The sequence below is a fragment of the Sulfurimonas sp. genome, assembly GCF_041583195.1.
In the GTDB taxonomy this organism is placed as follows: domain Bacteria; phylum Campylobacterota; class Campylobacteria; order Campylobacterales; family Sulfurimonadaceae; genus Sulfurimonas.
Window position 1 is genome coordinate 1 of sequence record NZ_JBFHGL010000011.1, and the last position, 14,147, is coordinate 14,147.

Genomic DNA, 14,147 nt, shown 5'->3' on the forward strand with positions numbered 1-14,147 from the left:
AAGACCTGCCGGTGTCATTAATAGCACTAATGCTGCTGACATCATCATCCACGCTGTGTCACCTGTATCTAATGTTGGCGCATCCTCTGCCAATGCTAATGTCGGTAATAGCATCAATGCTATCTTTAACCACTTCTTCATTTGAACTCCTATAAATTTAAATCTACAAAATTGTACACTAAATATAAATATATTTTATCCAAATAAATGATTATTTTTTAATCAGTTAATTTTTTATAATATTTATAAATCAAATTGTTTACCGTTTACAATTAACTTAAGGGAGTATCAGATAGAATACTTGAAAATATTTTTTATTTAGGTGTACAAATGAGTAATTTGCTAAACAACGACGATATAGAATCTATAAATATAGAAGAGACACTTCAAGAGAGTTATCTTGATTACTCTATGAGTGTAATCGTAGGGCGTGCCTTACCTGATGTAAGAGATGGACTAAAACCTGTTCACAGAAGAATCCTTTACGCAATGGATAAGTTAAACCTTTCTCATGGTGCAAAGTATAAAAAATCTGCTCGTATAGTAGGTGATGTAATTGGTCAGTACCACCCACATGGTGATACGGCTGTTTATGATGCACTTGTTCGTATGGCACAAGACTTCTCAATGAGAATGGAATTGGTTGATGGTCAGGGTAACTTCGGTTCTATTGACGGTGACAATGCAGCGGCAATGCGTTATACGGAAGCTCGTATGACAAAATATGCAGGTGAACTTCTAAAAGATCTAGATAAAAACACTGTAGATATGATAGACAACTACGATGCTACTACGAAAGAACCTGAGGTAATGCCTACACGTGTACCGAACCTTTTAATAAACGGTTCAAGCGGTATCGCAGTTGGTATGGCAACGAATATACCGCCACATAATCCTAAAGAGGTTATAAACGCACTTAAAGCTCTACTTGCAAACCCTAAAATTACAGTTTCTGAAATAATGGAACATATCCCTGCACCTGATTTTCCAACAGGTGGTATTATCTATGGTAAAAAAGGTATTACAGAAGCTTATGAGACTGGTCGTGGACGTATAAAAGTTCGTGCAAAAACTCATATAGAACAAAAAGGTAAAAAAGAGATCATCGTTATAGATGAACTTCCTTACCAAGTAAACAAATCTCGTTTAATAGAAAATATTGCAAACCTAGTAAAAGACAAACTAATTGAAGGTGTATCTGAGATTCGTGATGAATCTGACCGTGAAGGTATCCGTGTAGTTATTGAGCTTAAGAAAGACGCCATGAGTGAGATTGTTCTAAACAATATGTTTAAACAAACTCAGATGCAAACTACTTTTGGTATCATCATGCTATCTATATTAAATCAAGAACCTCGTATATTCGGAATTATAGATATCTTAAAACACTTTATTAACCACCGTAAAACGATTATTATCCGTCGTACAATTTTTGATTTAGAAAAAGCAAAAGCTCGTGCACACATCTTAGAAGGTCTAAGAAAAGCAATAGATATCATCGATGATGTTATACGTGTTATACGTGCATCTAAAACAGAAGAAGAAGCTAAAGACAACCTTGTAAGCGACTTTGATTTCTCTGAAATTCAGGCGGCAAGCATTGTTGCAATGAGACTTGGTCGTTTAACAGGTTTAGAAATTGAAAAAATTGAAAACGAACTAGCAGAACTTGTTAAGCTTATTGAATATCTAGAATCAATCCTAAAAAGTGAAGAAGTACTACACGGAATTATACTTGAAGAGTTTGATGAAGTATTATCAATATATCCTGGTGAGCGCCGTACAGAAGTTGAAGACGACTATGACGATATTGACATAGAAGACCTTATTCCAAATGAACCGATGGTAGTTACTATTACTCACCGCGGTTATATCAAGCGTGTGCCACTTGCAGCTTATGAAAAACAACGTCGTGGCGGTAAAGGTAAAACTGCCGTAACTACATATGAAGATGACTTTATAGAAAGCTTCTTTACATGTAATACACATGACACTTTATTATTTGTAACAGATCGTGGTCAACTACACTGGTTAAAAGTTTACCGTATTCCTGAGGGTAGCCGTACAGCTAAAGGTAAAGCTGTAGTTAACTTAATTAACCTTATGGCTGATGAAAAAATTCAATCAATCATACCTACAACAGATTTTTCAGAAGAAAAATCACTTGTATTCTTTACAGAGGCAGGTGTTGTTAAGCGTACAAACTTAAGTGAATTTAGTAATATTAGAAGCAACGGTGTTAAAGCGATTAACCTAGATGACGACGATACTTTAATTACAGCAAAAATTGCAGATAGAGATATTAAGTATCTATTTATAGTGACTAAGCTAGCTCAGTGTATCAAGTTTGAAATTGAAAAAACTCGTGATCAGGGTAGAAATACTCGTGGTGTTAGAGGTATTAAGTTCAAACACAAAGGTGATAAAGTAGTAGATGCTAATATCATACGTGACGATGAACAAGAGATCTTGGTAGTTTCAGAAAAAGGTATAGGTAAACGTACAGAAGCCGGAGAATACCGTTTAACTAATCGTGGTGGTTCTGGTGTAATTGCTATGAAAATGACTCCTAAAACTGGTAAACATGTAATTGGATGTTTAATGGTAGATGAAACTATGGATATGATGGCTTTAACAAAAGCTGGAAAAATGATCCGTGTAGATATGCAAACTATATCAAAATCAAGTCGTAATACGTCTGGTGTATATATAGTTAAAGGTGATGATGTAGCAAGTATTTCTAGATGTCCTAAACAGCCGGATGAAGATGAGGATGAGAGTGATGAACTAATGATTCCACCATCTGTTGAGGAATTGGAATAACAATTGCTTAATTCTGAATATATAATTAACCTCAAGGGATAAAATATGAGATATTCTCTAATATTCGCACTACTTTTAAGTATGTCTTCACTTCAAGCTGTTGAAACAATGCAAGATGATACTGTGCAGGAGTATGAACTAGTTTCAGACGTATTAAAAGAAGATGCTAATGATGCACAAACTAAATTAGATAAAGACGTAGATTCAAATGTAGGTCCTGTTCTATCAGAGCAACAACCTATGGTAATCAGTGTAGTTGGACAAGGTGTAGCACCAAGCAACACTCAGTCTCCTGCTCAAGCTTATGCACTTGCTAAACGTGCTGCTATTGCCGATGCTTACAGAATGATTGCTGAGAAAGTAAAAGGTGTTAGAGTTGACGGTAAAGACCTTATCAAAAATATGATGGTAAAAAGATCAACTGTACGTACAGCTGTATATGCAATGGTAAGAAATGCTAACGTTGTTGAAACAATATTTAAAGACGGTTTATGCGAAGTAGAGATGGAAATCACTCTTTCTCACGCAGACTTTGCGCGTTAATATTTTTTTTACTAAGCTCATCCACAATTGCTGATGAGTACTACATCTCTTATAGATACGTTGTTAAAGACGCCGTTCTTTACAACGAATCTCTTGAAGTATCACCTGCAATGCAAAAGTGCTCAGGTGACACTTATTCACCGATAATTTTTGATAGTGATAACTATAAAACTCTCAAAGAATTAATTTCGACTAACTCACAAGAATTTATTAATTACTTGCATAAACTGGGACTTCAAGTTGAGCATAAAGAAAAAACTATAAACTACCAAAACACCTCTACTACGGTTCTTACACTAAAGACAAAATGTTTCAAAGTCGATTTTAATGATAATTTTGCTAGAATAGCCCCTTTAAAATAAGGCATTTTTGCCAAACATTAGGGCTTTAAGTGAAAATTGCAATAGTTGAAGATGATATTAATATGAGAAAATCTCTTGAAATCTCTTTTGAAGATTTCAAGGAATTCGAAATTAACACATTTAAAAGTGCCACAGATGCATTAAAAAAACTTGACGACACTTATGATCTAATTATTACAGATATTAATATGCCTAAAATGGACGGTATAGAGTTTATAAAAGAACTAAACGGTAAATATGAAGTTATCATTATGACAGGAAATGCAACACTTGGACGTGCAATAGAATCTATTCACTTGGGTGTTAAAGATTTTTTACTAAAACCATTTGATATTGATACTCTTGTTGAAGCTATAAAACGTGAAGATAAAATTCAAAAAGTTCAAAAATCTGCTAAAAAGACTACTAAAAAAACAAATACTGGCTTTTTAGGAAACTCTAAAGCACTCGAAGGTGCTTTAAATATAGCAGACAAAGCTTGTAAAACAGATGCCAGTATTTTATTGCTTGGTCAAAGTGGAGTTGGAAAAGAAGTATTTGCAAACTACATCCATAAAAACTCTCCTAGGGCAAAAAAACCATTTGTAGCTATAAATATGGCAGCAATTCCTGATAATCTTATTGAGAGTGAGCTTTTTGGATTTGAAAAAGGTGCCTTTACAGATGCTACTGAAGCAAAAGCTGGACAGTTTGAAATAGCTAATGGTGGAACTTTATTTTTAGATGAGATTGGTGAGATGCCTATCGGTGTTCAGGCAAAACTTCTTCGTGCACTTCAGGAAAAAGAGGTTAGACGTCTTGGTTCATCAAAATCTATCAAAATTGATGTGCGTATAGTGTCTGCAACAAATGCAAACCTAAGCGATAAGATCAAAGAAGGTGAGTTTCGTGAGGATCTTTACTACAGACTAAATACGATCCCACTAAACATACCGCCTCTAAAAGATCGTAAAGATGAGATTATGCAGATAGCTGAGGCTACTTTAGAGCAAAACTGCCAAAAATATGACTTTGAACAAAAGACTTTTAGTGACGAAGCAAAAGATCAGCTTTTAGCATACTCTTGGCCTGGAAATATTCGTGAGTTAATCTCTGTGGTTGAGCGTGCGACAATTTTAAGTGATGGAAATACAATAGCTGCCGACTCATTACATTTAGAGTCTCGTGGACTATAAAATTTAAAAAGGAAAAACAATTATGGGTAAAAAATATAATGTAGCAGTTGTTGGTGCAACTGGTGCTGTTGGTGAAGAGCTGTTTCGTGTTTTAGAACAAATAGATTTTCCAATTGGTGAGTTACTGCCTCTTGCAAGTTCTAACTCAGCTGGAAGCACTATAGAGTTTAACGGGAAAGATCATAAAGTTTACGAACTTACAGAAACAGTATTTGATGAGCATCAAGTAGATATAGCTTTTTTCAGTGCCGGTGGTAGTATTTCGGCTAAATTTGCTAAATATGCTGTTGAGAGCGGAGCTGTTGTAATTGACAATACATCACACTTTAGAATGGATGAGAATGTACCTCTAGTTGTTCCTGAAGTTAACCCTGAAGATATAGCTAAATGGCGTGAAACTGGTATTATTGCAAATCCAAACTGTTCAACTATTCAAATGGTTCAGGTTTTAAAACCACTTGATAATCTTTACGGGATCAAACGTGTAGATGTAAGTACATATCAAGCTACAAGTGGTGCAGGTAAAGCAGGTATGGAAGAGCTTGTAAGACAAATGCAAGATTTCTTTGCTTTTAAACTTGAAGATAGTAAAAAAGAAGCATTTATGCACCAGATTGCATTAAACGTTATACCACATATCGACACTCCTCAACCAAACGGTTTTACAAAAGAAGAGATGAAGATGGTAAACGAGACTCAAAAAATTATGAAAAAGAAAATAGCAGTAGCTGCTACTTGTGTTCGTGTACCTGTTTTAAGAAGCCATACTGAATCTATTACAGTAACTTTTGAAGACGGTGTAGATGTGGATGTTGAAAAAGCAAGAGAAGCTATAAATAGCTTTGAAAACGTAGAGGTTATGGATGATTTAGAAAACGGTGTATACCCGATGCCTATTATCTCAACTGATACAGACACTACATATGTTGGAAGAATTAGAAAAGATATATATTCTAAAAACATGCTTCATATGTTTAATTCAGCCGATCAGGTTCGTGTTGGTGCGGCTACAAATGCCGTTCGTATAGCATTAAAATGGATCGCTTTAGAGGAGAACAAATAATATGGAAAAGATTTTTGAGAGCAGTTTATGGAGTTCAAGATTTATTATAATCTTGGCTGTAGTATTTGGTCTTCTAGGTGCTATTATACTTTTTGTTGTAGCAAGTTTTGACGTATATGAAACTGCAGCTTATGTTATAAATACATATCTAAATCATGCACATCCTGAGCACTTTCACGAAAAAGTTGTCGGTGGAATTATAGGTGCGGTTGATCTATACCTGATCGGTGTAGTTATGCTTATATTCTCTTTTGGTTTATATGAGCTTTTTATATCTGATATTGATGCTGCAAAAGACAGTGACGGTGAAGACAACCAGCTACTTGCTATCCACTCACTGGATCAACTAAAAGATAAGATTAGTAAAGTTATAGTAATGGTTTTAGTTGTAGGTTTTTTCCAAAAAGTTGGAGATACAGATTTTGCAACTCCTTTAGATATGCTTTATTTAGCACTATCGATTACAGCAGTTGCAGTAGGACTTTACTTTTTAGGTAAAGTTGGAAAAAAACATTAAAAATTTAAGGAAAAGATTTGAGTAAAATATTTGTAGATGCATGTTTAGGTAAAGAGACTCCATATACTCCTGTATGGATGATGAGACAAGCAGGTCGTTACCTGCCTGAATATATGGCAGTTCGTGCCGAAGCAGGAAGCTTTTTAGACCTATGTCATGATCCGAAAAAAGCAGCAGAAGTTACAATTCAGCCATTAGATATAGTTGGTGTGGATGCTGCAATTTTATTTTCAGACATTTTAGTTATCCCTGATGAGATGGGTATGGATCTATCTTTTGTAAAAGGTGAAGGTCCAAAATTCTCAGATCCTATAAAAACTCAAGACGATATAGATAGATTAATAGGCGGTGAAGAAGCTGCTAATAAACTTACTTATGTTTATGAGACTATTGAACTTCTACGTGAGCAATTAGATGCACGTGGAGATAACAAAGCACTTATTGGTTTCACAGGAGCTCCTTGGACACTGGCTACTTACATGATCGAGGGTCAAGGTACTAAGACATATAATATTTGTAAAAAAATGATGTACTCAAATCCTGAACTTTTACACAATATCCTTAGAAAAGTTACTGATGTTGTAAAACTGTATATGGAAAAACAAATACAAAGTGGTGTTGATGTTGTTCAGATCTTTGATTCGTGGGCAGCTGCAATTGAGCCTGGAAAATATGATGAGTTTTCTTGGAAGTACATGGTTGAGATAGCTGAGTATTTAAAAGAAAAATATCCTCATATCCCTGTAATTATGTTCCCTAAAGGTGTAGCGGCATTTATTACTAGCGATAAAGTGTATGGAAACTTTGATGTTATGGGAATTGACTGGGGTACACCTATGGCTTTAGCTAAAAAGCATCTAGGTGATAAGTATGTTCTTCAAGGAAATATGGAACCATGTCGTCTTTATTCTAAAGAGGCTACAACTAAATGTGTAGAAGTTATCCAAGAAACTATGGACGGAAAACGTCACATATTTAATCTTGGTCACGGAATTCTTCCAGATGTTCCGGTTGAAAATGCTATACACTTTGTGAATGAGTGTCATAGAGTAAGTGGAAAAAAATAATATAATATTCGGACCTATAAACTCACGCCGTTTCGGTATGAGTTTAGGTATCGATCTCTCCCCTGCTTTCAAACAATGTAATTTTGACTGTCTCTATTGTGAGTTAGCTCCTGCGGCAACTGTTGATAAACAAAATGATGTTCTTGAAGTACAAACAATTATAGATGAGTTAAAAAAACATCTAAATGATAAGATAGATGTTATAACTCTGACTGCAAACGGTGAGCCTACTCTTTATCCAAAACTGGATAAACTAATTAACGAAATAGACAAAATAAAAGCTCAAACAGAGACTTTAATCCTTACCAATTCTGCTAACCTAGTTAATGAGTCTACATTTAATTCTTTGCTTAAATTAGATCAGGTAAAACTCTCTTTAGATGCTGTAAGTGATGATATATTTAAAAAGATAGACCGTCCCTATTCAAATATAAATATAGATAAAGTTGTAGAAAAAGTTATAGAATTTTCTAAAATCTATAAAGGCAAACTCTTTATTGAGATCCTTTTTGTACATGGATTAAACGATACAAAAGATGAAGTAAAAAGACTAAACAAAGTCCTTTTGGAACTTGAACATATACAAAGAGTTGATCTTGGAAGTATAGACAGACCACCCGCCTACCCTGTTGTTGGGATCAGTTATAAAGAACTACACGATATATCTTTAATGTTTGATGCTTCATTACCTATACATATAGCTTCACGTATACATGCAGAGCCAAATAACAGCTACTATAGTAATGAAGAGATCATAAATACATTAGATAAAAGACCATTAACCAAAGATGATATAGATCTTTTGTTCGATGATGAGACAAAAATAAGGCTTGAAAAACTTATTGAGAGTGAAAAACTAGTTAAAAAAACAGTTGGAAATTTAGAATTTTACATTCCAGAAAATAATTTAAAAAGAAAACGTCAAAAATAGCCAAAAATACTTGACTTTTTGAAGACCATAAAGTATAATTTCGCCTCATATATATTCCGGATTAGCTCAGCGGTAGAGTAGGTGACTGTTAATCACTTGGCCACTGGTTCGAATCCAGTATCCGGAGCCATATATATTGAACCCTCAAACTTTTACATTCCGAATTAGCTCAGCGGTAGAGTAGGTGACTGTTAATCACTTGGCCACTGGTTCGAATCCAGTATTCGGAGCCACTTAATAACAAATCGAATACTACCACATATATTCTTCTAGTATTTTGTAACTTAGTATTTCATTTTCTCTTAAATCTATATGTTTTAGTTCCAAGTCTATAATATAATCGTGAAAACATTTTAATATCTCTTCTCTGTCTATTGATATATGCTCGTACCCTAATATGACAAAATAATCACCGTGAATTCTAAAGACTATTGAATCTGAGTATTTTTCATGTAAACATTCAGCTATCTCTTGTAACAAAATGTCGCCTTTATTCCAACCATGCAGTTTATTGTATTTACTCATGTATCTTACAGATATAATATTTAAACATTTATAGTTTTGAGCACCTTCATTATTTGCGAGTATTGCATCCAAGTATTTTGCATTGTATTTTAGTGTTACAGGATCTTCAAAAAAGTAAGCCAGTCTTTTGGCCTCAATATTATCTTCTGTAAATATATTTTGATCACTTACTTCAATATCATCTAGAGTTTTAAAATACTTTACTGCACTATTAACCAAATCTGGATCGAACTGTGTTCCAGAATATTTTATTATCTCTGCTATCGCTTCATCTATAGTTTTTTTAGATTTATATATCCTTGTAGTAGTCATCGCATCAAACGCATCCGCAATAGTCATAATCCTTGAGAGCAAAGGTATATCTCCTTGAGATATTCCATCAGGATAACCTTTACCATCATATCTTTCATGATGATGTCTAACAATTTTTGCAATACTTTTAAAGTCAGAGACTTGACTAATCATTTCAGAACCTACAGATGCATGAAGTTTCATCAATTCATATTCACTTTTAGAAAGTTTTTTAGGATTTAATAGTACAGATTCAGGTGTTACTAACTTTCCAATATCATGTATTAATCCTGCTTTGTATATCTTATCTTGAATACTACCGGAAAGTCCATGGAACTTAGCAATCTCTCTTGAATATATAGCCACTCTTTTCGAATGCCCTGAAGTATATGTATCTTTTTCCTCAACAAATCTAGCAAATGTAAATATAGTCTCTTCATCATGTTTGAGTCTTGAAAAGAAAAAATAAACTATTAACAATAAAAACACTATAGTTAACAAAGAATTTATAAAAAATTGCTCTGTATTTCTTTTTTGTTGTTCATCCAAATATGTTTTTCTTAATTTCAATATAATATTTATACCATCATTGATTTCAACATCCATTTTTTTAGATAAAAATGAATTAGTTGTTAACATTGGTTTTGAAAGTATAAGCTTATAATCATCTTCAAAATCATTTGATATATTATATTTATGATCTAGCGAGTTACCCCAACACTTTTCTTCCGTAGCACAAGTTTGTCCATAGTGGTACATGGTGTATCCTTTATCATTATACAGGACCATGTCATAAAATGGTGTGTTAGTAAACTTTAATAAAAACTCTTTCATAAAGTAGTTTATTATAAGTATACCTCCAAAATTTCCATACAGATCAGTTATTGGTAATACTGCTCTTAGGGTTGGTTTGTAAGGAACTTCTACTTTTCCTCTTTCAACATTTAAATCAAGTGCACTAAACCAAACTTTTTCCAGCTCTTTTGTTTTTGAATCTTCAAAATAATATCTGTCCGATTTATCTTGAAGATCATATCTTGATATTAAATAAGGTTCTGAATTCTCTGATCTTTTATCAACTCTTATTTTTTCTAATCCATTTTTATCAATAAAACGTAGCTGCATAAAATTTGAATTAGCTTTTGAATATGTTATAAACATATCTTCTAATAGTTGTGAGTTATTACTGTATTTCAGATAGTTTTGAAAAAGTGTAGAGTTTCTAATTGATACTAAATCATTTTCTGCATCTTTGAGAAAAGTTTTAAATATGATTTCTCTTTCTTTAACTTTATCACTAGCATTATTAAGAGCTATTTCCTGTGTAGTATTGAAGAAATATAATTGTTGAACAAAATAATATACTACTAATGAAATACTTAAAAATATTAACAATATTAAACTTTTTTTTCTTACCGTGTTCATTATGTCTACCTTTTGGGTTCAACTATGATACTAAAATTGAAAATTATCCTGACTTCAAATCAAGTTCTCTTAATATTCAAATAAATTATAACATAAAACATTAGAAACCGGTAAAAAGTATATTATACTAAGACATAAGCGCAATAACCTCATCAACACTTAAAACTTTACCGGTACTTACAACTTTACCATCAATTACAAGTCCAGGTGTACTTACTACCTGATACTCCATTATTTTCATCATATCATCTACTTTTTCTATTTGAGCAAACTTACCGCTTTTTGCAACTGCTTCTTTAACTACAGCTTCTAACTGATTACACTTTGCACATCCAGTTCCTAAAATCTCAATTTTCATATTCTCTCCTTATAAAATTATATTAAACAAATAGCCTATAGCTATTATCCCGCTTCCGACAATACTAAAAAATATAGCTATCAATCTAAGTGAGATTATCTTTTTTAGTATCAAAGCTTCCGGCAAACTAAGTGCCGTAACCGCCATCATAAAACTTAGAGCTGTCCCTAAAAGCATCCCTTTGGATGTAAGAACCTCTACTAGCGGCATAACACCTGCTGCATTAGAATACATCGGTATACCCATTAATACTGCAATTATAACGGCAAATGGATTACCCTCTCCCGTATAGCTAGCTATAAAATCAGTAGGTATATAACCATGTATCCAAGCCCCTACTCCAACTCCTACCATCACATATATATAGATCTTTTTAAATATATCTAGAGTATAACTCCAAGCTTCTTTGCATCTCTCTTTAAAAGATAACCTTACCAAGTCAGCTTCAAGTTCACCCTCAATCGGTTTTACATCTAAAAGCACCTCTTTCTCCATATCCATTTTTCCAATTAGGTATCCGCCAAGTATTGCTACACTAAGACCAAATGCTATGTATAAAAGAGTGATTTCCCAACCAAATATACCAAACAGCATAGCAATTGCTATTTCATTATTCATAGGTGCAGATATTAGATAACTAAATGTTACTCCTATGGGAATTCTAGCCTGTATAAAACCCAAAAACAGAGGAATTGCAGAACATGAACAAAAAGGTGTTACAACACCAAAAAGTGAAGCTGCCACATGTCCGTAAAATGCTGACTTGCCTTGCAGGTGAGCACGTACATATTCAGTATTTACCCATGTTCGCAAGAATGACACTGCAAATATAATAGTGATCAGTAAAAACCATATCTTTATAGTATCGTATATAAAAAAATGCAGAGCATCTGCTAACTTGCCTTGTATATTTAAAAATTCAAAGACAAAGCTACGGGATAATTCATGCCACATCTAGCAAAGTTCCTCTTTTATTACAGGTAATAGTTCTTTTTCTATCAAATCAAGTGTTATCGCGTATTCTTCTACTGCTTTTCCACTAGGATCATCAAAACCTACATGTATAGTTTTGACTGCTTTTGGAAACATAGGACATGTCTCTTTTGCATGATCACATACAGTTACTATCAGATCAAACGGAGTATCAAGCACAGTCTCGATCACTTTAGAGTGATAATCATCTCTCCAGTAACCTTTCTCTTTTAAAAGTGCTTCTGCATTTGGATTAACAGCTCCACTGGCTTTTACACCTGAACTTTGAGCTTCTACACACTCTCCAAGTTTTGAATTAATTAAAGCTTCTGCCATAATAGAGCGGCAACTATTTCCTGTACATAAGATTAGTACGTTTTTTTTCATATTTTACATTCTCCACTTTCTGATATTTTTTTTAGTTTTGGTAAGTTTATATCAAGATGTCTGATCTCCTCTATAGCTTCACTTCGAAACCTGTCAAGCGGACTTCGTATAGAATAATAAGCCCACGTCCCTTTTCTGTCAACTCTTATAAAACCTGCTTCTTTTAATAGTTTAAGATGGCGTGATAGGCGTGATTGAATCATATTAAGAGAGTTTTGAAGATCACAAACACAACACTGTCCGTTCTCATCTAAGAATCTAAGTATTAAAACTCTTGTTTCATCATTTAAAGCCGATACACTTTTTAAAAATATATCCAAAGCAACTCCTTTTGTTCATAAAAGTCTAACATAAAAACAGATATATATCAATATATCTTGATATAATGATTTTATTTTGCTATAGTTTCTAAAATGATCTTAATTCGGAGTAATTCTATGACCCTTGCAATAGCTGTATTTTTAATAACCTTAGTATTTGTAATTTGGCAACCTAAAGGTCTTCAAATAGGAACAACAGCTGTTGTCGGTGCAATAATTGCATTGCTTGTAGGAGTGGTTAATTTCACAGATGTATTTACTGTAATTGACATCGTATGGGATGCAACGTTAGCATTTATAGGTATTATAATTATCTCAATGATCTTAGATGAGATAGGCTTTTTTGAATACTCAGCTATTAAAATGGCAAAACTGAGCGGTGGAAGTGGAAATAAGATGTTTGTGTATATCTTGCTTCTTGGTGCTTTAGTTGCGGCATTTTTTGCCAATGATGGAGCTGCATTGATTCTAACACCTATTCTTCTAGCTAAGATGAAATATTTAAAGATGAATCCTCTGGCTATTTTTGCTTTTTTAATGGCAGGAGGTTTTATAGGAGACAGTGCATCAAATCCTTTAGTTATCTCAAACCTTACAAATATAGTAACGGTTGGATATTTTGACATAGGTTTTGTCGAGTATGCGAAAAATATGTTTTTACCAAACCTATTAAGTATATTTGCTTCGATCATAGTCCTTTGGATCTACTTCCGCAAAGATATTCCTCTTAAAGTAGATGTATCTACTCTTCCTGAGGCAACTTCAGTAATTAAAAATCATACAATGTTTAAATTTTCATGGTTTTTTCTTGGGCTTTTAATGGCAGGATATTTTATTGGAGATTTCTATAATCTACCTGTTTCTGTTTTTGCTCTTGGTGGTGCATTGGTATTTTTACTTATTGCAAACAAATATAAAGCTGTAAAACCTATCATGACGATCAAAGCTGCACCTTGGCAGGTTGTTTGGTTTAGTATTGGACTTTATGTAGTAGTATACGGTCTTAAAAACGCAGGCTTTACAGATGTAATAGCTTCTTGGATAACTACATTAAATAGCTATGGAAATACTACAGCTATTATTGGAACAGGTTTTTTATCTGCATTTATAAGTTCTGTTATGAATAATATGCCAACTATCATGATTATGGATATTGCAATTGACAAAGTTGGTTACGTAGGTAATGAAGCTCTTGTATATGCCAACATATTAGGTTCAAATCTAGGTCCTAAAATGACACCTATAGGTTCACTAGCTACTCTTCTTTGGCTGCATGTACTGGCAAAAAAAGGTGTAAAAATAACTTGGGGTGAATACATGAAGGTAGGTCTTGTTGTAACTCCTCCGGTACTTCTTATAGCACTACTTGGTTTAATTTAAAGCAGTTA

General features: G+C 33.5%; 14 protein-coding genes, 2 tRNA genes and 1 pseudogene. 11 read left to right on the plus strand and 6 right to left on the minus strand.

Annotated elements, in window-relative coordinates:
* Positions 1-141 (minus strand): annotated as a pseudogene (locus tag ABZA65_RS09860) (ammonium transporter); the annotation flags it as partial.
* 189 nt (positions 142-330) lie between these two features.
* Between ABZA65_RS09860 and gyrA the strand changes: the two are divergent.
* From gyrA to ABZA65_RS09910, 10 genes are all read left to right on the plus strand, one after another.
* The gene (gyrA, locus tag ABZA65_RS09865; protein WP_373073170.1) at positions 331-2,823 is read left to right on the plus strand and encodes a DNA gyrase subunit A; all 2,493 of its coding nucleotides are present in this window, start codon (positions 331-333) and stop codon (positions 2,821-2,823) included.
* A 45-nt stretch (positions 2,824-2,868) separates the two neighbouring features.
* Entirely contained in the window at positions 2,869-3,366 is a 498-nt protein-coding gene (locus ABZA65_RS09870) for an LPP20 family lipoprotein (protein ID WP_373073172.1), read from the plus strand.
* On the plus strand, positions 3,315-3,728 hold the full coding sequence (locus tag ABZA65_RS09875; protein ID WP_373073174.1) for a hypothetical protein: 414 nt from the start codon (positions 3,315-3,317) through the stop codon (positions 3,726-3,728). The genes ABZA65_RS09870 and ABZA65_RS09875 overlap by 52 nt, the downstream gene beginning before the upstream one ends.
* Before the next feature lie 29 nt (positions 3,729-3,757).
* Positions 3,758-4,903: a sigma-54-dependent transcriptional regulator gene (locus ABZA65_RS09880; RefSeq protein WP_373073176.1), complete on the plus strand. Its 1,146-nt coding sequence runs from the start codon at positions 3,758-3,760 to the stop codon at positions 4,901-4,903.
* Positions 4,904-4,925: 22 nt separating this feature from the next.
* Positions 4,926-5,966, plus strand: coding sequence for an aspartate-semialdehyde dehydrogenase (locus ABZA65_RS09885; protein ID WP_373073178.1), 1,041 nt, complete (start codon positions 4,926-4,928; stop codon positions 5,964-5,966).
* A gap of 1 nt (position 5,967) precedes the next feature.
* The gene (locus ABZA65_RS09890) at positions 5,968-6,483 is read left to right on the plus strand and encodes a YqhA family protein (RefSeq protein WP_373073180.1); all 516 of its coding nucleotides are present in this window, start codon (positions 5,968-5,970) and stop codon (positions 6,481-6,483) included.
* A 17-nt stretch (positions 6,484-6,500) separates the two neighbouring features.
* A complete protein-coding gene (hemE, locus tag ABZA65_RS09895) occupies positions 6,501-7,550 on the plus strand; it encodes a uroporphyrinogen decarboxylase (RefSeq protein WP_373073182.1) in 1,050 nt (349 codons plus the stop codon).
* Positions 7,537-8,481 carry a radical SAM protein gene (locus tag ABZA65_RS09900; RefSeq protein ID WP_373073184.1) on the plus strand — a complete coding sequence of 315 codons (945 nt, stop codon included), beginning with the start codon at positions 7,537-7,539 and terminating at the stop codon, positions 8,479-8,481. Before hemE ends, ABZA65_RS09900 begins: the two co-directional genes overlap by 14 nt.
* Before the next feature lie 55 nt (positions 8,482-8,536).
* Positions 8,537-8,611, plus strand: a tRNA-Asn gene (locus tag ABZA65_RS09905).
* Between the two features lie 28 nt (positions 8,612-8,639).
* A tRNA-Asn gene (locus tag ABZA65_RS09910) sits at positions 8,640-8,714 on the plus strand.
* A gap of 19 nt (positions 8,715-8,733) precedes the next feature.
* On the opposite strand, the gene ABZA65_RS09915 is transcribed toward ABZA65_RS09910, so the two are convergent.
* The 5 genes from ABZA65_RS09915 to ABZA65_RS09935 all read right to left on the minus strand — a co-directional run bounded on the left by ABZA65_RS09915 (position 8,734) and on the right by ABZA65_RS09935 (position 12,759).
* The gene (locus ABZA65_RS09915) at positions 8,734-10,722 is read right to left on the minus strand and encodes an HD domain-containing phosphohydrolase (protein WP_373073186.1); all 1,989 of its coding nucleotides are present in this window, start codon (positions 10,720-10,722) and stop codon (positions 8,734-8,736) included.
* 127 nt (positions 10,723-10,849) lie between these two features.
* On the minus strand, positions 10,850-11,080 hold the full coding sequence (locus ABZA65_RS09920) for a thioredoxin family protein (protein ID WP_373073188.1): 231 nt from the start codon (positions 11,078-11,080) through the stop codon (positions 10,850-10,852).
* 9 nt (positions 11,081-11,089) lie between these two features.
* Positions 11,090-12,034, minus strand: a complete 945-nt coding sequence (locus tag ABZA65_RS09925; RefSeq protein WP_373073190.1) for a permease — start codon at positions 12,032-12,034, stop codon at positions 11,090-11,092.
* The gene (locus ABZA65_RS09930) at positions 12,035-12,439 is read right to left on the minus strand and encodes an arsenate reductase ArsC (RefSeq protein ID WP_373073192.1); all 405 of its coding nucleotides are present in this window, start codon (positions 12,437-12,439) and stop codon (positions 12,035-12,037) included.
* Positions 12,436-12,759 (minus strand): ArsR/SmtB family transcription factor, encoded by a 324-nt coding sequence (locus tag ABZA65_RS09935; protein ID WP_373073194.1) that lies wholly within the window; start codon positions 12,757-12,759, stop codon positions 12,436-12,438. Before ABZA65_RS09935 ends, ABZA65_RS09930 begins: the two co-directional genes overlap by 4 nt.
* A gap of 117 nt (positions 12,760-12,876) precedes the next feature.
* Here ABZA65_RS09935 and ABZA65_RS09940 point away from each other — a divergent pair, with 117 nt between their 5' ends.
* Complete coding sequence (locus tag ABZA65_RS09940; RefSeq protein WP_373073196.1) at positions 12,877-14,139, plus strand: arsenic transporter; 1,263 nt, start codon at positions 12,877-12,879, stop codon at positions 14,137-14,139.
* Positions 14,140-14,147 lie beyond the last annotated feature (8 nt).

Coding starts and splice junctions, on each gene's coding strand:
- gyrA (WP_373073170.1), top strand. CDS start 331: ATGAGTAATTTGCTAAACAACGACGATATAGAATCTATAAATATAGAA.
- ABZA65_RS09870 (WP_373073172.1), top strand. CDS start 2,869: ATGAGATATTCTCTAATATTCGCACTACTTTTAAGTATGTCTTCACTT.
- ABZA65_RS09875 (WP_373073174.1), top strand. CDS start 3,315: ATGCGAAGTAGAGATGGAAATCACTCTTTCTCACGCAGACTTTGCGCG.
- ABZA65_RS09885 (WP_373073178.1), top strand. CDS start 4,926: ATGGGTAAAAAATATAATGTAGCAGTTGTTGGTGCAACTGGTGCTGTT.
- ABZA65_RS09890 (WP_373073180.1), top strand. CDS start 5,968: ATGGAAAAGATTTTTGAGAGCAGTTTATGGAGTTCAAGATTTATTATA.
- ABZA65_RS09915 (WP_373073186.1), bottom strand. CDS start 10,722: ATGAACACGGTAAGAAAAAAAAGTTTAATATTGTTAATATTTTTAAGT.
- ABZA65_RS09920 (WP_373073188.1), bottom strand. CDS start 11,080: ATGAAAATTGAGATTTTAGGAACTGGATGTGCAAAGTGTAATCAGTTA.
- ABZA65_RS09925 (WP_373073190.1), bottom strand. CDS start 12,034: ATGTGGCATGAATTATCCCGTAGCTTTGTCTTTGAATTTTTAAATATA.
- ABZA65_RS09930 (WP_373073192.1), bottom strand. CDS start 12,439: ATGAAAAAAAACGTACTAATCTTATGTACAGGAAATAGTTGCCGCTCT.
- ABZA65_RS09940 (WP_373073196.1), top strand. CDS start 12,877: ATGACCCTTGCAATAGCTGTATTTTTAATAACCTTAGTATTTGTAATT.